General features: G+C 72.8%; 14 protein-coding genes. 1 reads left to right on the forward strand and 13 read right to left on the reverse strand.

Annotation, left to right across the window (positions count from 1 at the left end; translation table 11 throughout):
- Window positions 1-245: 245 nt before the first annotated feature.
- From metX to ACFQGU_RS13930, 13 genes are all read right to left on the reverse strand, one after another.
- A complete protein-coding gene (metX, locus tag ACFQGU_RS13870; protein WP_386767634.1) occupies window positions 246-1,400 on the reverse strand; it encodes a homoserine O-acetyltransferase MetX in 1,155 nt (384 codons plus the stop codon).
- 5 nt (window positions 1,401-1,405) lie between these two features.
- Entirely contained in the window at window positions 1,406-2,722 is a 1,317-nt protein-coding gene (locus tag ACFQGU_RS13875) for a bifunctional o-acetylhomoserine/o-acetylserine sulfhydrylase (protein WP_386767636.1), read from the reverse strand.
- Window positions 2,723-3,121: 399 nt separating this feature from the next.
- The gene (locus ACFQGU_RS13880; protein ID WP_386767638.1) at window positions 3,122-4,783 is read right to left on the reverse strand and encodes a sugar transferase; all 1,662 of its coding nucleotides are present in this window, start codon (window positions 4,781-4,783) and stop codon (window positions 3,122-3,124) included.
- Window positions 4,784-5,042: 259 nt separating this feature from the next.
- Window positions 5,043-6,551 carry a hypothetical protein gene (locus ACFQGU_RS13885; RefSeq protein WP_386767639.1) on the reverse strand — a complete coding sequence of 503 codons (1,509 nt, stop codon included), beginning with the start codon at window positions 6,549-6,551 and terminating at the stop codon, window positions 5,043-5,045.
- Window positions 6,548-7,696 carry a hypothetical protein gene (locus tag ACFQGU_RS13890; RefSeq protein WP_386767641.1) on the reverse strand — a complete coding sequence of 383 codons (1,149 nt, stop codon included), beginning with the start codon at window positions 7,694-7,696 and terminating at the stop codon, window positions 6,548-6,550. The genes ACFQGU_RS13885 and ACFQGU_RS13890 overlap by 4 nt, the downstream gene beginning before the upstream one ends.
- The gene (locus ACFQGU_RS13895; RefSeq protein ID WP_386767643.1) at window positions 7,693-8,754 is read right to left on the reverse strand and encodes a glycosyltransferase; all 1,062 of its coding nucleotides are present in this window, start codon (window positions 8,752-8,754) and stop codon (window positions 7,693-7,695) included. Before ACFQGU_RS13895 ends, ACFQGU_RS13890 begins: the two co-directional genes overlap by 4 nt.
- On the reverse strand, window positions 8,751-9,707 hold the full coding sequence (locus tag ACFQGU_RS13900; protein ID WP_386767645.1) for a glycosyltransferase: 957 nt from the start codon (window positions 9,705-9,707) through the stop codon (window positions 8,751-8,753). The genes ACFQGU_RS13895 and ACFQGU_RS13900 overlap by 4 nt, the downstream gene beginning before the upstream one ends.
- On the reverse strand, window positions 9,704-10,732 hold the full coding sequence (locus ACFQGU_RS13905) for a hypothetical protein (protein WP_386767647.1): 1,029 nt from the start codon (window positions 10,730-10,732) through the stop codon (window positions 9,704-9,706). Before ACFQGU_RS13905 ends, ACFQGU_RS13900 begins: the two co-directional genes overlap by 4 nt.
- 210 nt (window positions 10,733-10,942) lie before the next feature.
- Window positions 10,943-12,550, reverse strand: a complete 1,608-nt coding sequence (locus ACFQGU_RS13910) for a malectin domain-containing carbohydrate-binding protein (RefSeq protein WP_386767649.1) — start codon at window positions 12,548-12,550, stop codon at window positions 10,943-10,945.
- 427 nt (window positions 12,551-12,977) lie between these two features.
- Window positions 12,978-14,024 carry a phosphotransferase gene (locus ACFQGU_RS13915; protein ID WP_386767650.1) on the reverse strand — a complete coding sequence of 349 codons (1,047 nt, stop codon included), beginning with the start codon at window positions 14,022-14,024 and terminating at the stop codon, window positions 12,978-12,980.
- Window positions 14,021-16,135, reverse strand: coding sequence for an oligosaccharide flippase family protein (locus tag ACFQGU_RS13920; protein ID WP_386767652.1), 2,115 nt, complete (start codon window positions 16,133-16,135; stop codon window positions 14,021-14,023). Before ACFQGU_RS13920 ends, ACFQGU_RS13915 begins: the two co-directional genes overlap by 4 nt.
- The gene (locus tag ACFQGU_RS13925) at window positions 16,132-17,388 is read right to left on the reverse strand and encodes a hypothetical protein (RefSeq protein WP_386767654.1); all 1,257 of its coding nucleotides are present in this window, start codon (window positions 17,386-17,388) and stop codon (window positions 16,132-16,134) included. The genes ACFQGU_RS13920 and ACFQGU_RS13925 overlap by 4 nt, the downstream gene beginning before the upstream one ends.
- On the reverse strand, window positions 17,388-19,988 hold the full coding sequence (locus ACFQGU_RS13930) for a PKD domain-containing protein (RefSeq protein ID WP_386767656.1): 2,601 nt from the start codon (window positions 19,986-19,988) through the stop codon (window positions 17,388-17,390). Before ACFQGU_RS13930 ends, ACFQGU_RS13925 begins: the two co-directional genes overlap by 1 nt.
- A gap of 143 nt (window positions 19,989-20,131) precedes the next feature.
- On the opposite strand from ACFQGU_RS13930, the gene ACFQGU_RS13935 reads away from it, so the two are divergent.
- Window positions 20,132-21,085, forward strand: coding sequence for a glycosyltransferase family 2 protein (locus ACFQGU_RS13935; RefSeq protein WP_386767657.1), 954 nt, complete (start codon window positions 20,132-20,134; stop codon window positions 21,083-21,085).
- Window positions 21,086-21,089: the final 4 nt, after the last annotated feature.

A 21,089-nucleotide genomic window follows, 5' to 3' on the forward strand; every position in this document is an offset into this window, starting at 1 on the left:
CTCGACCCCTTCGGCCGTCACGGCCGGGACCGAGCTGGTGCCCGAGCGAGACGGCGTTCTCGACGATGATCGCGTCGTCGAGGTTGTGCATCGGGTCGGCCGAGACGGGCTCGCGGTCGATCGTCACCGTGGTGAACCGGTACCAGAGCACTGGGTGCGCGCCTCGGTGACCGACACCGCGAGCGGCACCGTGGTGGTGCGCTCCCCTGTGGTGGCGGCCGCTGCCTGCACCTCGCTCCAGCGGCTCACGCGTTCGCTAGCGCGAGGTCGAGCGTCTCGGCGACGAGCGCGAACACCCGCTCGCGCTCGACGAGGAAGCCGTCGTGCCCGTACGGCGACGGGATCACCCGCAGACCGCCCACGGCGCTCGGAACGCCGTCGGCGACGAACGCCTGCGTGTGCAGCGGGTAGAGCCGGTCGCTGTCGATGCCCGCCACCACCAGCGGGACACCGACGCGCGCCAGCGCCGCCTCGGCGCCCCCGCGGCCGCGTCCGACGTCCCAGGTGTTCATCGCGTCGGTCAGCGCCACGTAGGTGCCCGCGTCGAAGCGGTGGACCAGCTTGGTCGCCTGGTGGTCGAGGTACGACTGCACGGCGTACCGCCCGCCCGCGAGCGGGTCCTCACCGTCCTGCGGCGCGCTCGCGAACCGGGTCTGCAGCTCGAGCTCGCTGCGGTACGTCAGGTGCGCGATCCTGCGGGCGATGCCGAGGCCCGCCGACGGGCCGTCCCCCGGGACGGCGTCGTGGTAGTCGCCGCCGCGCCAGCGCGGGTCCGAGGTGATCGCCAGGATCTGCGCGGTCTGCGTCCCGATCTGGTCCGCGGTGGCGACCGCGCCGGAGGCCAGGAAGAGGGCGGACGCGATCCGGTCGCCGTGCCCGACCGCCCACTCCAGCGCGCGCATCCCGCCCATCGAGCCGCCGATCACCGACGCCCAGCGGGTGATCCCGAGGACGTCGGAGAGCGCCGCCTCGACGCGCACCTGGTCGCGCACGGTGATCCGCGGGAAGCGGGAGCCGTACGGGCGGCCGTCGGGGGCGAGCGACGCGGGGCCCGTGCTGCCCTGGCACCCGCCGAGGATGTTCGGTGCGACGACGAACCAGCGGTCCGTGTCGAGCGGCGCGCCGGGGCCGACGAGACCGTCCCACCAGCCGGGCGTGGGGTGCCCCGGCCCGGCCGCTCCCGCGACGTGCGAGTCGCCGGTGAGCGCGTGCAGGACGAGCACGGCGTTGGACCCGTCGGCGTCGAGCTCGCCCCAGGTCTCGTAGGCGACCGTCACCGACGGCAGGCTGCCGCCCAGCTCGAGGTCGACCCCGCCCAGGTGCGCGAAGAGGCGGTCGCCCACGTGCTCACCCTCCCGCCAGGCACCGCTGGCGGGAGGGAGGGCCGGGGCGTCGCTCATTCCGGTCAGGCGCCCTTCGCGGCGCGGAACCCGGCATCGAGGTCGGCCAGGATGTCCTCGATGTTCTCGAGGCCGACCGACAGCCGCACGAGGCCCGGGGTCACGCCGGTGGTGGCCTGCTCCTCGGCCGTGAGCTGCGAGTGGGTCGTGGACGCCGGGTGGATCACGAGCGAGCGCACGTCGCCGATGTTGGCCACGTGGCTGTGCAGCTCGAGGCCCTCGACGAAGCGCTTGCCCGCCTCGACACCGCCCTCGATCTCGAAGGCGAGGACGCCGCCGGTCCCCTTCGGCGCGTACTTCTGGCCGCGCTCGTGCCACGGCGAGCTGGGCAGCCCGGCGTAGTTCACCGCGAGCACCTCGTCGCGCGCCTCGAGCCACTCGGCCACGCGCTGGGCGTTCTGCACGTGCCGCTCCACGCGGAGCGACAGCGTCTCGATGCCCTGGGCGATGAGGAAGGCGTTGAACGGCGAGACCGCCGAGCCGAGGTCGCGCAGCAGCTGCACCCGCGCCTTGAGGATGAACGCGAGGTTCGCGCCGAGCGCCGACCCCACGCCGAGGTCCCGCGCGTACACGAGGCCGTGGTAGCTCGGGTCGGGCTGGTTGTAGTTCGGGTAGCGCTCCGGGTCGGCGGCGAAGTCGAAGCGGCCGCTGTCGACGATGACGCCCGCGATCGACGACCCGTGCCCGCCGAGGTACTTCGTGGCCGAGTGCACGACGATGTCGGCGCCCCACTCGAACGGACGGATGAGGTAGGGCGTGGCGACCGTGTTGTCGACGATCAGCGGCACGCCGACCTCGTGCGCGACCGTGGCCACGCCCTCGATGTCGAGGATGTCGTTCTTGGGGTTGGAGATGGTCTCGCCGAAGAACGCCTTGGTGTTCGGTCGCGCCGCGGACCTCCACTGCTCGAGGTCGTCGGGGTCCTCGACGAACGAGACCTCGATGCCGAGCTTCGGGAAGGTGTAGTGCAGGAGGTTGTACGTGCCGCCGTAGAGCGACGGGCTGGCCACGATGTGGTCGCCGGCCTCGGCGACGTTGAGCAGGGCGATCGTCTCGGCCGCCTGACCGCTCGACACGAGGAGGGCCGCGAGGCCGCCCTCGAGCGCGGCGACGCGATCCTCGACCGCCGCCTGGGTCGGGTTCATGATGCGGGTGTAGATGTTGCCGAACTCCTTGAGCCCGAACAGGTTGGCCGCGTGCTCGGTGGAGTCGAACGTGAACGACGTGGTCTGGTAGATCGGGAGGGCGCGGGCGTTCGTCTGGCTGTCGGGCGTCTGGCCCGCGTGGATCTGCTTGGTCTCGAAGCTCCAGTCGGCGCTCATGGCGTGAGATCTCTCTTCTGTGCGTCCCGTGTCGGGGGGGTGGGTGAGGGTCGTGCGCCGCGTCAGGCGGCTGAGTGCGGGGGCGGCCACGAGGGCCGGGACGCGCGCCCGGGGAGGGCGGTGGGTGCGACCGCGGGACGACGAAGGCCGGAGAGTCTCTCTCCGGCCTCGGGCGCGAGTCTGTCGGGTCCCGCTAGGGACGGTCGCACGGCCGCATGCCGGGCATTCGACACATCTGCGACGACACGCGACCGAGGTCCACGTGACGGCGTGAGGTGAGGGCCGGGCGGCGATGCATGGACAGGACCGTAGCAACGGGCACGGAGGTGCGACAACGCGGGGTCGCGGAACACCCCTTGTTGCAAGGACTTTGCAGGACTCGGCGGAGCCCCGGCAGGCTCAGTAGGCGCCGCGGGACGCGAGCACTGCGCGCACCGTGCGCACAAGGATCGCGATGTCGAGCAGGAAGCTCCAGTTCTCGACGTAGTACAGGTCGAGGCGGACCGAGTCCTCCCAGCTGAGGTCGGCGCGGCCGCTGACCTGCCAGAGACCGGTCAGGCCCGGCTTGACGAGCAGGCGTCGCTGCACGTGGTTCTCGTACTGCGCGACCTCGCGCGGCAGCGGCGGGCGCGGGCCGACGAGCGACATCTGGCCGAGCAGCACGTTGACCAGCTGCGGAAGCTCGTCGAGCGAGGTGCGGCGGAGGAACCTGCCGACGCGGGTGACGCGCGGGTCGTTGACGACCTTGAGCATCGGGCCGTCGTCCCCGTGCACGTTGTCGGCCTTGATGTCCTCGAGCCGGTCCTCGGCGTCGACCGACATCGATCGGAACTTCAGCATCGTGAACGTGCGGCCGGCACGGCCCACCCGCTCCTGGCGGAAGAAGGCCGGGCCCTTGGAGTCGGCGCGCACCGCGATCGCGAGCATGAGGAACAGCGGCGACAGCAGCACGAGGGAGACGAAGGCGACTCCGCGGTCGAACAGGCCCTTGAACATGCGGCGGAAACCGGTGAACTCCGGCTTCTCGACGTGCAGCAGCGGGAGGCCGGCCACCGGCCGCACCGAGATGCGCGGGCCGGAGACGTCGGTGAGGTTCGGCGTCACGAGGATGTCGACGTGGGTGCCCTCGAGCTCCCACGACAGGCGGCGGAGCTCGGCCTGCGAGAGCGTCGACCACGCGCCGAAGGCGATGGTGTCGGCGCCGCACCGGATGAGCGCATCCGCGGCGTCTCGGGACGTGCCCACGACCTGCACACCCTCGACGGTGTCGCCCTGCGCGGAGTCGACGAGCGCACCCACGACCAGGAACGGGTGGTCGTCGTGGCGACGGAGCCGGCGGATGAGCTCGGCGGTCGAGCGCTCGGTGCCGATGACGAGCACGCGGCGCGAGGCCGTGCCCTCCTTCTCGGCGTTGCGCTCCACGCGGCGCCCGATCGCGCGGACGATGAGGCTGAGCACCGTGGCGAGCGGGATCGCGACGATGGCGTAGCCGCGCGCGAAGTCCCAGTTGAGCAGGTACGACGACAGCGCGAGCAGCGCCAGGAAGCGCACCGCGGAGTCGAGCACCCGCCGGAACTCGTCGGTGCCGTCGCCGATGAAGCGCGCCTCGTAGGCGCGACCCAGGGCGAGCACCCCCGTCCATGCGAGCGGGAAGAGCAGCGTGATGGGGAGGTACAGCGCGTTCGGCCCGTAGCCGACGTCGACGCCGAAGCGGATGACGAGGGCGATGGAGGCTGCGAAGAACGCGGCGAGGGCGTCGGCGAGGATCAGGCCCCGGATGTACCGCTGGACCCAGCGCACCCTGCGCAGCGAGATCGCCTCCAGGTCGGGTCGCCGGTCCTCCGGCGTGAGGTCGGCCTTGAAGACCCGACGTGCGGCCTGGTCCGGAACGGCGGACAGGCGGGGCGCATCGCCCTGCCGGGGCTCCGCCACGGGGGCGAGCAGCACGGCATCCGTGTCGAGGGCAGGAGCTGCGGTCCGAAGGGCGTCGTCGGCGTCGCGCGCGACGCCCGCACCACTGGCCCGCTGCCGCTCCACCGCCACCGCTTCCTCGTCGAGCACCGTTCCCCCTGACTGACCTGCCGTCCACCGGGTACGCCCGGCGGGACCTGACTCCTAGTGTCCTGCACTCCTCCGACTGAATCGGTGGCTCATGAACGCACCTTGAGAATCAGGCGGTTCTTCGGCCCCCGAACGGGTGGAGCATCCGTCACTGCATGGATACTCCAGCACCGTTTCCATCACGTTGCTTCCACCGAACGGCTGAACGTCGGACGCCACGCGGTGAGACGTCACCCGTATGGGTGAACGACGGCGACGGTCAGTGAGTTACAGGCGCCGGGGCGTACCGACGGTCGCCCGCGCTGCGGGCTCCGACCGCCGCCGCGAGCAGGCCCCAGACCACCCACATCGGCTGCGGCATCCCGCTGGCGGTGAAGTAGGGGAAGAAGAAGTTGATCACCGGGGCGATGGCCGCGATACCCATCACCGAGGCTGCCAGCGCGATCTCCGCAGCCGAGTCGGCGGTGCGCAGGAACGCCTTGGCCGCGCGCCAGGACAGGTAGACGACGGCGGCCCCGGCCACGAGCAGCGGGATCCCGCCGCGCAGCAGAAGGGTGATGTAGCCGGACTCGGTGTGGTCCCAGCTGATCCCCGGCGGGTCGGCCGGGCCGTAGCCCGTGACCCACATGCCCTGGAGCGCCGGGAGGTACTGGTCGCTCCAGACGATCCATCGGTAGAGGATCGTCTGCGGCACGAGAGAGTCGCCGGCGGTCGGCGTCGCCCTGGTCGCCTGCCCCTGCTCCGCCAGCCGCTCGCCGATGATCGGGAAGAACACGATCAGACCCACCGCTCCCCCGACCACGAGCCAGGCGAGGACGAGCCTCAGGCGCTTGATGGCCCAGCCGACGACGAGCACGCCGAGGACGAGGCCTCCGAGGATCGTGAAGGTCAGTGTGAACACCAGCGAGACGCAGGCGATCCCCAGCGTGCCCACGAGCCACCACGTGCCGAGCACCGTCGTGTCGCGCTTGAGCAGGAGGGCGACCATGAGCAGCGACACGACCACGAGGTAGCCGCCGAGCGGGTGCCACATCGGGAACACGCTCGTCGCGCGCATGACGGGGTCGTAGCCGGGCGTGATGAAGATGCCCGTGCCGGACAGGCTCACGGCGAGGTTCTGGAAGAACGCCGGGCCCACCATCTGCGCGATCGCGAGGAGGCTCACCGGGATGCTGGCGAGGATGAGCGCCCGCATCGCCAGCACGCGCAGGGCCGTGGTCGGGAAGGCGGCGGCCACGGTGCGGTAGAGCAGCAGGAACTGGATCGGACCGAGCATCGTGTTGATGTCGTCGCCGGTGATCATGGTCTGCTGCAGCGCCGAGTTGAGGATGCCGAAGGCCGCGGTGCCGAGGCAGTAGACGAGGGCCGCCCAGTCCCAGGCGCGCCACCGTGGTCCGGGCAGGGCCTTGGCCGCGAAGCCGAGCACCACGAGGGCACCGAAGACGACCAGCACCTCGGAGACCTTGAGACCCGGGATGCCGAGGCCGCGGCGCAGCCCCGACGTGATGGGCACCAGGGCGACGACCACGAGCGCGAGCAGCACGGGGCGCTGCGCCAGCGCGAGGCCGAGCGCGACCGCCACGATCACGGCCACCCCGAGCACCGGCGACTGCACGGCCAGTGCTCCGGCGACCGCGGTGGCGCCGAGAGCGCCCAGGATGATCGCCCACGCGGGCAGGGGGACGACGTCCAGAACCCGCAGCTCGCGGGCCGCTGCCCGGGCCACAGGGGCCCGGGGCGCGGACGGCAGCTGCGGGGCGAGGGTCACGCGCGCGGCTCGAGCCGGTCGGAGAGGTTGACGGTGCTCGCGCCGGCGGCGGAGGCGAGGTGCTTCGGGGCGAGCAGGCCCCAGACCACGGCCACGCCGTACTCCCCGAGCCGGACGAGGTTGTCGCGGACGACGGCGACACGGGTGCCCTCGCGGACGACCATGACCACCAGGTCGCTCATCTGGGCGCGCAGCTCGGCGCCCTCGCCGCTTCCCGGTGCTCCGACCGCGACGACTCCGATGTCGCCGGAGTCCTCCGCGGCGCGGCCGCGGACGAGGTCCTGGCCCGTCGAGGTCGAGGACGACGTCGCGGCGACGGCCGGCACGGGGGTGTCGCCCGGGGAGTCGGGGCCGAGGCTCGCCAGCAGCGCCTTGACGTCGTCGCGCGACATCGGCGCGGTGGCCACGACCGCGACCTCCGGTGCGGGGACGCCGGAGAGCGCCCGCCACCGGTAGGCGAGGGCGCGGGCCTCGGCCGGCGTGACCGTGGCCCAGGCAGTGGCCGGGGTGCCGAGGAGGTCGGCGAGGTCGTCCACCGAGTCGATCCGGCGGTCCGAGCGCTCGAGCGCGAAGGCCGCCAGCAGGCCCACGAGGAGGCCGAGAAGCCCGCCGATGAGCAGGGAGGACGAGCTGGACTCGCCCATCCGCGCGGCCTCGGAGGGGACGGTCACGAGCTTCAGGCTGCCGCGGGCGATCTGCCCCGGCGGGATCGCGCGCGTCACCGTGGCCGCGACGGCGGTGGCCGAGTCGACCGCCACGATCGCCTGCCGGGACACCACGTCGATCCGGATGAGCGCGGTGCCGGGGTCGCTGGCGACGGTGAGGCTGTCGCGCAGGTCCTCGGTGCTGACGTCCGCCACGGTCGCGGCGGCCGACATGACGGCGTCGTCGAGCGGGATCAGCGTGGCGTAGTTGGTCGCGAGCTTCGCCGCGGCATCCGGCGACCCGGGGGGCGTCTGTCCTGCACCGACGGCGGGCACGATGACCACGGCCTCCGCGAGGTACTGCGGCGGCGTGCGCGAGGACACGAGGAAGGACACGAGGATCCCGAGCAGGAAGCAGGTGAGCACGATGTACCACCGCCGCTGGACGGGCTTCTTCCATCGGCGGAGCGACCGGCGGATGCTGCCGGCGGGCTTGGTCATGGGAGTCGTGCCTCCGTTGCTGGCTCGGCGTCGGACGCCGGGTCGTCGTGCAGGTCGGTGGAGCCGCTGGGGTCCGGGAGGGCCAGCATCTCCAGCAGCTCCTGCCGCTGAGTGTCCCAGCGTCGCTGCTGGCGTGCGCGCACGGTGTCGAGGTCGCGCACGAGGCGGTCGTGGTCGCGCACCGCGAGGGCGAGCCCCGCGGCGATGCTGTCGCGGTCGTCCCCGCAGGTGACGGCCTCGGGGAAGAGCTCGCGCATGGTGCGAGTGTCGCTCATGACCAGCACCCGACGCGCGTAGCCCGCCTCGTACGCGGCACGCATCACCGAGGTCGGCTCGGTCGTGAGCGCGAGCAGGATGTCGCAGCCGTCCACCTCGGCGGCGTACGCAGCCTGGTCGAGCCAGCCGGTCAGCCGGACGTTGGCGGGCAGGTCGTCGAGGATCCCGGCAGGGGCTCGACGCGGGTCGCCGGTGACGAGCACGTCGAGCTCGGGCAGCGAGCGGGCCGCGGCGACGACCTCGGCCACCGGCTCGTCGGAGGCGAAGACGCAGGAGAACAGCACCTGCGGCCGACGGCCGTCGAGCGGCCGGGCGGGCGAGGTGGTCCAGTGCGGCGGCGCTTCGTGCAGCACCAGCGGGCGACCGCCCCACGACCGCACGACCTGCGCCCACGACTCGGTGGTGACGAGCACGCCGTCGGCCTTGCGCGCGAGCCTCGCCGTGATGCGCAGCATCTTCTGCGCCTGCGCGTTGTCCTTGGCACCGAACGACGCCGGGTGGCTGTCGAGAACGAACCGCGCCCGGGCGAGGCGGGCGTACGCGAGCGCGATGACTCCGGGGTAGACGGGCGGGTTCTGCACGACGACCGCGCGGGGACGCGACCGGGCGAGCCGTCCGACGGTGACCAGCGAGCTGACGGCGTAGCGCAGCGGCGTGGCCTTCCGGGCGGTGAGCCGCTTCGGGTAGATCGTGACGGCCTCGCCGTCGAGATCGGCGGCCAGGTCGCGGGCGCGGCCGGCGGTCGGAGCCCAGGCGAGGAACTGCACGCGCGCGCGGCTCATGACCCGCCGTCCCGCAGGAGCTGGAAGACGGGCGGGTCCGGCACGACCTCGACCGTGCGCGCCATGGCGCGGCGGAGGACCTCGGCGTCGAGCGCGTCCACCTCGCACGCGATCGCCACGCCGCGACGGTCGAGCTCGGCCGCGATCTGGACCTGGTGGTCGTCGACGTGCTCGCCGTGCACGAGCCGGCGCGGCAGCAGCACCGCGCACTTGCCCTCAGCCATCGCGAGCAGGCCGGAGCCGGTGCCCGAGTGCCCGACCACGAGGTCGGCCTCGCGCGCCGCGGCCGACAGGTCGGCGGACGGGATGCTGTGCTTGCCGTCGACGGGCAGGCCGGAGAGGTCGGTCTCGCCGGTCTGCCACAGGACCTCGGCGTCCGCCGGGAGCACCTCGAGCAGCTTCTCGACGGCGCGGCGGAATCCGTACGGCGCGATGGTGCCGAGCGTCACGACGACCTTCCTCGGGACGGCTGGTGCGTCGGGCAGGTCGGGGCCCGGACGGAAGCCGTCGAGGATCGACCCCGAGTAGTGCCAGCGGCCGCCGGCCCAGGCCGGGTACTGGCTGTAGGTGTTGACGCCGGGGATGCGCGACACCAGCTTCCCCGACAGCGACGGGCCGTCGGCGCGCGCGGCGCTCTCGACGTAGTGGCAGGTGATGCCGCGCGCCCGGGCCGGGACCATGAACGACACTGCGACGCTCGCGCCGGTCGAGACGACGCGGTCGTACTTCCCCGTGCGCAGCAGGTCGTTGGCGGTGCGGCCGATCCTGACCGCGACGGCGAGGTCGCGCGGTGCGGCGTACGGGACGTAGACGACGTCCTCGCCCGCGAGCAGCGAGCGCGACTGCGGGGTGTCGAAGGTGACGAAGGTGACGTCGCCGATCGGCAGACGCGGACGCAGGGTCCACATCTGCTGGAGGTGGCCGCCTCCCGAGCAGACGAGCAGGGTGGTCACGACGTGCCTTCCTGGTAGCCGGGCGAGACGTACGAGGCGCCCGGCGTCCCCGCGGGGAGCGCGGCCCCGGCCGCCGTCGTGCGCAGCTCGACGGCGTCGGCCCAGACCGACGGCGGGCGGAGCATCCCCTCGAGGTCGCTGCGCTGGTCGACGAGCACGATGTCCCGTGCGCTGAGCCACGGGACGACGTCGTCGGTCCAGAGCAGGTACGCCGCACCGCCGTTCGCGCCGTCGGGCTCGCCGGTGATCACGATGCGCCGCAGGTCGAACTCCTCCGGCGGGGTGTCGACGAACTGCTGCGGCAGCAGGAAGAGGCCCTGGTACTCGGTGGATCCCGTGAGGCCGTCGACGCGCAGGCGCGCCGGACCGGCCCAGGTCTGCAGGACGTCGGCGTGGTGGCCGTCGCGCGACCCGTGGACGGTCTCGACGTGGATGTTCTGCAGGACCACGGTGGCGCCCTCGGACTGGTCGAGGTTGATCCCCTCGGCGAGGTCCTGGCCGCTGATGCGCAGGCCCTCGACGTGGATCGTGCCCGTCTGGTTCTTCAGCAGCAGGCCGGTGCGCTTGCGCGAGTCCGACGCCTCGGACTTCGGCGGCACCACGATCTCGCCGCCGAGCAGGACGACGTTGCGGCCGCCCTCGATGCGCAGGCCGCCGCTGAGCAGGAGCGGCGTCGCCGGCAGCTTGACGATGTAGTCGCGGTCGGACCGGAGCTCGATCTTGGGGGTGGTGGCGGTGACCGTGACGAGGGTGGGGCTCGTGAGCTTCGGGGGTGCCCACGAGAGCCGGTCGGCCGTCTCGGCCGCCACCGACGGAGCGGGGAGGGTGGGCTCGGGCCCGGCCGCCGACTCCCCCCGCTGGGTCAGGGCGAGCGCCACCACCAGGGCGGCGAGGGCCAGCACGCAGATGCCCACGAGGAGGAGCAGACGGTTCGAGCGCGGGGGTGCGGAGTCGTCGGACGGCCGGGGACGCTCGTGCACGGACGTCGTGCGCACCGTCACCCCCTGGTCGTCGAGCATGAGCATGGTCGGGAGAAGCCTAGGCGAGCGGTGACGGATAGTCGCGATCGCGCGGCCGGATCTACCTGTTCGGCCTACCCCGGACGCACGCGCGTCGAGCGGGGTGAGCGCGCCCGGTCACGCAGAGCGACGAACGGTGGTGTCCCGAGGTTCCCGGAACGACACGGCCCCTCCTGCGGAGCAGGAGGGGCCGGTGCGAGGAGCACGGTGCGAGGGTCAGCCCGCGTATCCCGGGCTGGTGTAGCCGGCACCCGCGGAGGCCGCGAAGTCGACCGGTGCGCGGCCCTTGGTGACGTTCGGCCAGTCGCTGGAGGAGTTCCAGTTGCCGAGCCCGCCGGAGGTGAAGACGTTGTAGGTCGCGATGCCCTGCGGAGGACGGACGCGCCAGAGGATGTACTTCGCCTGGGCGTTGCCCACGATCTCGACGTTCTTCAGGACCCAGTTCTCGGTGACCGCGGAGGCCGTCGAGGTGTCGTGCGGGTTGAGGAACATGCCCTGGTAGCCGGTGGTGGCGGTGAAGCCGTCGACCAGGAGGGTGGTCGGGCCGTTCCAGCACTGGAGCGCGTCGGCGTGGTTGGTGGCCTGGGTCCCGGTGAGGACGGTGTCGATGGACACGTTCTGGACCTGCACCTTGGCCAGCGGGGCGCTGATGTTGATGCCCTCCGACAGGTTGCCCGACGAGGAGATGAACCTGACGCCCTCGAGGTGGATCGTGCCGGTCTGGCTGAGGAAGTACGCGGCCCGCTTGACCATGCCGTCGGCGGGGACGCCGGGGCCGGTGCCGGAGCTGTACCAGCCGCCCGCCACGTCGACGGTTCCGCCGATGATGACGATGTTGCGGCCGCCCACGATCTCGAGGCCATGGGTGTTCCTGTACACCGCGTCGGTCGGGAGCCTGAGGATGTAGTCGGTGCCGGCCGAGAGGTTGATCCTGCCGTCGGGCTTGCTGGCGAGATCGATCGTCACCGGGTTGGTGAGCGCCGGCGGGGCCCAGGAGAGCTCGGTGCCGCTCGGAGCCGGCATGGTGGCCACGGGCGCGGGGCTCGTGGTGACCGGCGCGGGAGAGCTGGTCACGGGCGCGGGGCTCGTGGTGACCGGCGCGGGCGAGGTGGTCACGGGCGCGGGGCTCGTGGTGACCGGCGCGGGCGAGCTGGTCGCGGGCGCGGGCGAGCTGGTCACGGGCGCGGGGGTCGTGCTCTCGGGTGCCGCAGCGACGTCGACGGGGTCGACGCGCAGGCCGGACACGATGGCGTAGTCCCTGCGCGCCTTGAACGCCAGCGACAGTGCGCCGTCCTTGACCGTCACCGTCGCGGAGCGGGTGAGCTCGACGTCGTGGCCGACGACCTTGTAGACGTCCAGGTTGGAGAAGACGGTGACGCCCTCGGCAGTCGCGCTGAAGACGCGCTTGCCCGAGGCCTTCCAGTACGGCTCGGCCATCACCAGCGTGACCTTGTAGGTGCCGTTCGCGACGGGGACCTTGTAGGCGCTCATCCCGAAGCGGTAGTTGCGCAGGACGCTGCCGTCCTCGGTGCCGGTGATCGGATCGGCGGTCTTGCCGAGCTTGCCACCGGTGAAGCCCGAGTCCGCGGTCCACACGGTGCCGTCGCTCGCGGTGAGGCCGGGGCCGCCCGCGTCGATGTTCAGGGACGGGATCGCTGCGTCTCCGGCGGAGGCGCCGAAGACCGAGGTGAGGCCGGCGACCACGAGGGCGGAGGCGACCCCGACGGCGGTGGCCGAGCGGCGGGACGAGGCGGCGGTGCGACCGGTGCCGGCGACGGTGCGTCGCGGCATCTCCGTGTGGCGCCCGGATGACGTGGTAGCCATGATGTTGTGCTCCTCAGTCGGCACTGACGGCTGTGAAGGGCCGCCTTGCGGAAGTGCGCGAACACATGGGGTTTCGGGACAGCGAGGGGCTGGCTTGACCCCTCTGGGCGCGGATGGGCCATGTGGGTTACGTGCCCAAAGACACATCTGCGACGGTCCCCGTCACGCGTCAGGAGGGCCGTCCCTGGCCCGTCCGGAGGAGGTGCTCCTCACCCCGCTGCGGTGCCGCCAGCGGTCCGTCCGTGTCGACTCCGTCACGCGGGGCGACGCCACTCACCCGATCGGCTCAGGGAGCGACGACCCGAGGGGGTCGGGTCGCCGATATCCGGCCAGTGGCGTGATGTGACGTCGCCGACGTCGCTCTCCAGCCGCTCTCGCTCCGGCCGTGGTGCCGCGCCCGTCGCCGCGGATCGCGGCGTGGTCGGGTTCACCCGCGAGGAGCAGCCGCCTCTTGCCAGAGCGCCACGTTCCGGCTCACCTCGACCTCGGCCATGAGCGCATCGGTCCCCTCGTCGGCCGACAGCACGATCCGGTCGAGGATCCGAAGGCCCGCGCGGGCCCAGGCGAGGACGAACAGCGCGGGCTCGAGGTCGGCGTCCGCCCTCCGCGCGACGTGCTCGGCGAACACCCGCCGCGCGCCACCGTCCGGGCGCACGAGGTCGCGCACGAACACGTCCCGCTCGGCCGCCACGCCGTGCACGGCGGCGTCGGAGAAGGCCAGGAACGCGAGCAGCTGGGCGAGGTCGTGACCGACCACGCCGCGCTCGAGCCCGAGCTCCCAGTCGACGAGCCCGACCCTCGTGGTGCTGCCGCCGTCGAGGACGAGGATGTTGGGGTGCGCGGGGTCGCCGTGCTCGAAGACCGTCGGCAGCGTGCGTCCGCGGAGGGGCGACACGGCGTCGCGGGTGGCTGCGATCGTGCCGTGCAGCGCGTGACCGTCGGGCAGCAGCGCGGCGAGCCGCTCGAGCCGCGGCTCGAGCAGGGTGTCGAGCAGGTCCGTGCCGGAGCGCTCCCCCGTCACGGGCAGCCCGTCGATCCAGGCGAGGGCGCTGGCCCGGGCACCGGCGTCGGACCGCGCACGGGCGTGGGTCAGCGGCTGGCCCACGAGGGGCGTCTCGAGGAGCACGCGCCGCGACCCCACCATCGCGCAGGCCACGACCGACGGCGTGGCCCCGAGCAGGCCGGGGGCGGCCTCGGACAACCGGCGCAGGACCGTCGCCTCGTGCACCACCGCGTGGTCGTCACGGACCGAGCGGGGCACCTTGAGGACGCTGCGGAGCCGGCCCTTGCGGTCCAGGACGAGGCCGACGACGTGCCGGGACTCCACGAAACCCGGTGTCACGAGAAGGATCCGGGCCCCCTCCGGCAGCGCGTCGGACACTGCGGCCGAGGGCGCCGACCAGTCCAGGGGGTCGTCCGTCGCCGGCATGCCTGCCCGGAGGGCGTCCGCCACCACGTCGAGGTAGGTGCTCACGGCTCGTCCGTCCGTCCTGTCGCGATACGGTCGCGCGCCACCCACGCCACGAGCCCCACCGAGACCAGCACGCGCGCCGCGAAGGAGAGCACCCTGCCCCGTCGGCTGCCCTCGTGCCGGTGGAGCGCGGCGAGCACCACCGGCCGGGCGTCGAGGGGGACGAGCATCGTGCGGGCGCTGCGGCGCGGCGCCTCCCAGTGGAGCGACACGTCGCGCAGGCCGGCTGCCTCGAGGGCGCGCGTGGTCGAGCGCAGCGAGCGCCGGGTGGCCGCCACCTCGATCACGACCCAGGTGCCCGACGGGACGTCGCGCAGGGCGTCGGAGAACTCCGAGGGGTGGAGGCGCCCGAGACGGACGCCCGCGCCGACCTCGGGCAGCAGGAACAGCGGGTCGTCGACACGGGGGTCGAGCGCCGCGAGCGCACGCGCCGTGGCGCCCTGCTCCCCCTCCGCTGCCGGAGCGCTGCCCGAGCCGCCGGCGCTGGAGGCCACGCGGTAGGGGTTGCGGGTGCTCCGGGCCCCGCGGGACGAACCCCTGCGGAGCAGCGGACCCGCGACCGGGATCTTCAGCAGCTCGGGGAACGTGTGCGCGACGTCGAGGTACGGCAGCGTCACGAACAGGACTCCGAGGGTGGCCGCACCCGTCAGGAGCACGGACAGGATGAACCCGGCCCCGACCCAGTACTGCAGCAGCGACGTCAGCACGACGCCGAGGAGCATGGCGGTGTACGGCGCCGCCATCCACGGCTCGACGACACCGGACGGGAGCCCGCGCAGGCCGAGCTGGCGCACCACGTTCCCGAGGACGAGCGACAGCGCCATGCCGACAGCGGCGCCCCACGCGCCGAGCGGCGGGATGAGGGCGAAGGCGAGCACCGTGCCCAGCACGAGCACCGCCATGTTGGAGAAGAAGATGAAGCGCAGCCGACCGGCGGTGGCCATGAGGATCGCGCTGAAGCCCGACGCCGCCTGGAACCAGAAGCCGAACCCGAGGATCGCGAGCAGCGGGGCGCTGTCGGCGTACTGCGAGCCGAGCAGCGTCACCGTGACGGGCTCGGCGAACGAGACGCTGAGGACCAGCGCCGGGTACGACACGAGGGCGACCCACAGCGCGGTGCGCCAGTAGGTGAGGCGCACCCCCTCCATGTCGCCGCGCTGCCAGAGCCGCGTCACCATCGGCGGGAACAGCACCCAGAAGGCGCCCGCGGCGGCCATCGAGAGCTGCGCGATGGGCATGACCGCCCGCAGCGACGCGACGTCGGCCGCGGTGCCGACCGCGCCGAGGACGAACGTCGGCAGCGCCATGACCACGACGTAGACCAGCGAGGAGGTCAGGAGGGGGAAGCCCTCGCGGAGCATGGGGCGCACCGGCATCGTCACGCGGCCGTGCAGCTCGGCGAAGAAGCCGAGCCGCGAGAGCAGACGCAGCACCATGACGACGTAGATCGACACGCCGAGGAGCGAGGCGAGGACGTACCCGACGGTCAGGCCGTAGACGCCGGCGCCGAGGAAGAACACCGTGACGATCGCGGTGAGGCGAAGGCCCGGCTCGAGCAGGTAGCGCCGTACGAAGACGGCACGCGCGCTCGCGAACGTCGCGAACGTGTTGACCACCATCGCGTCGAGCGCGGCGAGAGGCGCGAGCAGCACCATGAGCACCAGCAGGTTCGCCGCCGTCTCGGACGGCGCGATGCCCGGCGACAGGCGTCCGTGCCAGAGCAGCACGAGCAGGAAGACGATCGAGCCGAGGGAGATCACCACGAGCGCCTCGGTCACGAGGACGCCGACGACCTTGCGGTCGTCCCCCTCCTCGTCGTACTTCGCGAGGAAGCGGGAGTCGACCCGGTCGAGACCGAGAGGGATCAACGACTGCACGAGCGTGACGATCGAGAGCGCCCAGGCGAACGCGCCGTAGTCGTCCTTGGTGAGCACGCGGACGAGCAGCAGCTGGATGACCAGCCCGAGACCCATGCCGAGCAGGCGACCGACGAGCAGCAGCGCGGAGCCGCGCATCTGCGACTTCGACGACGCCTTGCCCCGCGGGGCGCGCACCGGAGCAGCCTCGCCGTCCCCGGGCACCGCGTTGCTGTCGAGCGCCTCCTCGGCGCTCACCGCACGCCCGACCACGTGCGCCAGACGAGTGACTCGACCTCGCGGCGCACGGTCTCGGCATCGTTCGTCGCATCCACGACGACGACATTGTCATACCGGTCGCGCAGGTCGAGGTAGCGCTGGCGCCGCTCCTCGAGGATCTCCGGCGTGTGCTCACCCTTCCGGTCGAACATGAGCTGCCCCGGGGCGTCGAGCACGACGAAGACGTCGGGTGCCGGGCAGCTGTGCAGGAGCAGCGAGTAGCTGACGCGGGCGCGGAAGGTCGGCTTGCCCGGGCGCAGCAGGGCGTCGACGACGTGCCGGTCGTAGAGCACGACCCGGCCGCGGCGCTGGTCGACCGCGGCCTTGGTCGAGCGCCAGCGCAGCTTCGCGAGCTTGAGGCCGAGACCCACCCCCGGGACGCGCTGCCAGGCGGGCTCGTGCGGGTCCACTCGGAAGACCCCGAGGTAGCGCACCGAGACGGCGAGCGGGATCGCGTCGCGCAGACCCTCGACGAGGGTCGTCTTGCCGGCGCCGTCGGGGCCGAGCACCGCGAGGGCGACACCGGGGCTGCCCGGCGACCTCCAGGAGAGCGCGTCGCGCAGCCGCCGGGCCTGGCGGGCGGCACGACCGGGTCGACGCTTGAGCACCGGCTCCCACCGGGCGATCAGCTCACGGAGCTGGGAGTCGTCGCCGCCCAGCGCGGCGGCCGCGGCGGCAGCCCCGGCTGCGGCCTGGCCGGCACCGAGCAGGGCGTCCACCGCACCGGGCAACGGGCCGCCCGGGTGCGGTACGCCGGTGAGCGAGGCAGTCCCGCGGTGCACGGCGCGTACGAGGGCGAGCCAGTCGCGGTCCTCGGCGGCGACCCGGCGCACGCCGTCGTCACCGAGCTCGGCGCGCGCGAGCAGGTCGTCGAGCACCGGCAGCACGGCGCTCCTCGGCCCGGCCGCCTCGACGACGGGGAGGAGGTCGAGCACGAGCCAGCCGTCGTCGGTGGAGGACCGGCGCACGAGCAGCCGGTGCGGCAGGTGCTCGGGCGCACGCCGGAGCACGAAGCCGGTGGCGACGAGCGCGGGCAGCACCCGCGGCAGGTCTGCCTCGCGCACCAGGACGTCGACGTCGCCGCCGGGACGGTCGAGCGCGCCGCGCAGCACGGCCCAGGCGGCGCCGGTGGAGTCGAGCGCGCTGAACGCGGCCACGAGGTCGGGGTGGACGTCGGCAGCACGGTCGGGGCTGGCGACGGGGCCCGCCTCGTCCGACGGCGGAGTGAGCACTACGACAGGACCTCGATCGCGTTGACCTGAGGGTTGTCGAGCCCGGGGACGCGACCGAACGAGATCACGACGGGGCCGGACGTGGTCACCGTGAACTCGCGGACGACGCCGCGCCTGGCACCGCCGGCCGCCGCGAAGATGTCGAACCGCGTCAGCACCTTCGTGCCGTTGATGCTCACGTCGAACGCGCGCTTGCCCGCAGCAGTCCAGTAGTTCTCCGAGAAGTAGAGGCGCACCGTGTAGGTGCCGGCCTGCGGCACGGGCATGGTCCACACCATGTCCTTGCCGCCCGACACGTCGTACCGGTACGTCTGGAAGAGCGCGGCCGGCGTGCCCGCGGGCACGGACGGGTCGGAGACGTTGATGGCCGACGTCGTCGACCCCGTCTTGAGCTTGGCCGCGGCGGTGTTCGCCCAGGACGAGGGCGACGACGAGGTGTCGGCCAGCCAGCCGCCGGACAGCGCCGCGCCACCGGCGTTCACGCGGTCGATGGGCGTGCCGCTCGTGAGCGGCGGGCTCACGACGACCGTGCGCGAGGCGGAGGTCGAGCCTCCGGAGTTGGTCGCCGTGAGCGTGACCACGTACGAACCGGCCGCGGTGAAGGTGTACGAGGGGTTGCGGCTCGTGCTGGTGCCGCCGTCGCCGAAGTCCCATGCCCACGAGGTCGGGGCGCCCGTGGACGTGTCGGTGAACGAGACCGTCACCGGAGCAGTGCCCGACGTGGTCGAGGCCGTGAACGACGCGGTCGGCGGCGTCACGACGGGCTCGGACACCACGATGGTCGCGGACGCCGACGTCGAGCCGCCCGCGTTGGTCGCTGTGAGCGTGACGGTGTACGTGCCCGGCGTGGAGTAGGTGTGCGCCGGGCTTGCGACGGTGCTGGTGCCGCCGTCGCCGAAGTCCCACGCCCACGACGTGGGCGCACCGGCGGAGGTGTCGGTGAAGGACACCGTGACCGGCGCGGTGCCCGAGGTGGTGGACGACGTGAACGACGCCGTGGGCGCGGTGACCGAGGCGGTCGTGACGACGACGGTCGTGGACGCCGACGTGGAGCCGCCGTCGTTGGTCGCGGTCAGCGTGACGGTGTACGTGCCGGGATCGGCGAAGAGGTGCGACGGGTTCTGCGCGGTGCTGGTGCCGCCGTCCCCGAACGACCACGACCACGACGTGGGACCGCCCGTGGACGTGTCGGTGAACGAGACACCGAGCGGCGCCGCACCCGTGGTGGCCGACGGCGTGAACGACGCGGTCGGAGCGGTCGGGGCGGCGGAGCCGGAGTCGGCGTACCAGTAGCGCGGCGAGATCTCCGTCGCAGCGAGCACAACGACCCCCGAGGTCGCCGTCGCCGGCTGCTTGCTCGAGGTCGCGTTGTTCATCGTCGCGTTCGCGACGTCGCGCAGCACCGGCGTGCCCGCCGACGGGAAGGTGAGCGTGGAGAGCGACGCCGTCTTCTCGTAGACCGTGCCCTCGTACGCCACGACGCCTGCGGTCGAGGGGGCGGTGTAGAAGACGTGCACGAGGTCGGTGCCAGGCTCGACGACCACCATCGGCCGGGTCGCGGACTCGGCGACCGTGGCCACCGTCGCGGTCGCCCAGGTGCCGGTGGCCGGCGTGTAGACCGCAGCGAGCAGGAGCGGGTCGGTCTGGATCGGCACGGACGAGTCGTTGCGACTGGTCTTCAGCACCACGACCACGCGCCCTGCGGCGTCGCCCGGGAGCGCCCGCAGGCTGAGGTGGTCGTCGGACATGAGCGGGCCGGAGGCGACGAGCGCCGCGGTCCACGTGCTGCCGGCGTCGGTGCGGCGGGCCGACCACGTCTGCCCCGTGACCTGGTTGCTCCACGCCAGGGTCGTGACGCCGTCCGCCGACACGATGGTCGAGATGTCGTCCGAGCTGAGGGTGGTCGCGGCCGTGGACTCGGTGGCCGTCAGGTTGCTCATCGCGGGGATGAAGCTGGTGTTGAACGCGACCGACGGCGCGTCGGCCGAGCCGGAGGTCTGCGCGAGGTAGACGCGCTTGTTGAGCGTCCACGTGGCCCAGATGCGGCCGGAGTCGGTCTGCGCGATCGTCAGCGACTCCGACGAGCGCCCTGAGATGACCACCGGGAAGCCGGCGTCAGGGGTCCACGCCGTGCCGTCCCACGAGTACCGGAACAGCCGCGCGGGCTCGAGGGCGGACGTCGTGGTCGAGCTGGACGAGACCGGGTGCGAGGCCACGAACAGGTGGGTGCCGTTCCACAGCACGTCGGACTGGGTCGCACCGCGGGGATCGAGGTCGACGCCGGTGTCGACCCAGGTGCGCGACGCCCGGTCGAGCCGGTGGATGCGGTAGCCGCCGGTGGCGGTGGACGCCATCGACGCCCACCACGAGCCGTGGGCGAACCACAGCTTGCTCTCGGGCTTGGTGGCGGTCGGGGTGGACGACGCGAAGCCGACGAAGGACTGCGCCGCCGTGCCGTAGTCGCCGGGTGCGGCGCTCGCGGGGGCGGGGAGCGCGACCGAGACCACGACGAGGAGCGTCGTGGTCAGCGAGCCGACGACGAGTCCCACGGTCGCGCGCAGACGCGCCGCGGTCCTGGTGGTCGTCCGTCTCCCGTTCATGCCGATGACAGACTACGGGGGAAGCCGACCGATTCCTGTGGTCCGAAGGGACGATAAGCACGGTGAGTCATGACGATGTCAGCCATTCGGACTACTCGACGGACCCGGTCGAATCCGATCGTGTGACGCCTGGGTTGCGCTCTGTGAGCGTGGTGATTCCGACCCGCAACCGACGCGCCCGGATCTCCGCGCTGCTCGACCGCCTCCTCGCCGACCCGGGCGACCACGAGATCGTCGTGGTAGACGACGGCAGCGCCGACGGCACGCCCGAGATGCTGGCCGAGTACGCGCGCCGCACCGGTCGCGTCGTGCCCGTCGTCGGCCCGTCCGCGGGCAGCTCCGGCGCGCGTCGCGCCGGTGTCGAGCGCGCCTCGGGCGAGATCCTCGTGCTGCTCGACGACGACGTCATGCCCGAGCCGGGCCTCGTGGCCGCGCACGCCGCGCACCACGTCGGCACCGACGACCTGCTGGTGCTCGGCTACATGCCGACCACCGTGCCCGACCCCCTCCCCCGCGGTGCCTTCGCGACCCTGCTGTACGCCCAGGAGTACGAGAAGAGCTGCCTCGGCTACGCCAGCGACCCCGACCTCGTGCTGACCGCGCTCTGGATGGGCAACGTGTCGATGTCGCGCCGTCGCTTCCTCGAGGCCTTCGAGTCCGGCCGCATGCCGAGGTTCACCTTCCGGCACGAGGACCGGATCTTCGGACTGGTGCTGCGCGACCTCGGCGTCGGCGGCATCTTCGACCGGTCGATCGTCGCCCGGCACGTGCACAGCCGGCCGCTCGAGGCCTTCCTGCGCGACTGCTACGAGAACGGCCGCGGGCGCGAGGCGATCCACCGGCTGTACCCCGAGGTGCTCCCTCAGAGCTCCGAGGACGCCTACCTCGACGGTCTTCCCGGCCCGGCCCGCTCGCTCGTCGCGACGACCCGGCGCGAGCCGGTGCGCCGCGCAGTCGTCGGAGCCCTCAAGGGCGGCATCGTGGCCGCAGGAGCCGTGGGCTCGCGAGCCGGCGAGATCCAGCTCGCGCGGATCGTGCGCAAGGTCGAGCAGCTCCACGGCGCGCGCGACCTCGACGCCGCGGGGTTCGAGGCCTGAGGCC

Origin of the sequence: Longivirga aurantiaca, from assembly GCF_042660085.1 — a bacterium.
Classification (GTDB): domain Bacteria; phylum Actinomycetota; class Actinomycetes; order S36-B12; family CAIYMF01; genus Longivirga; species Longivirga aurantiaca.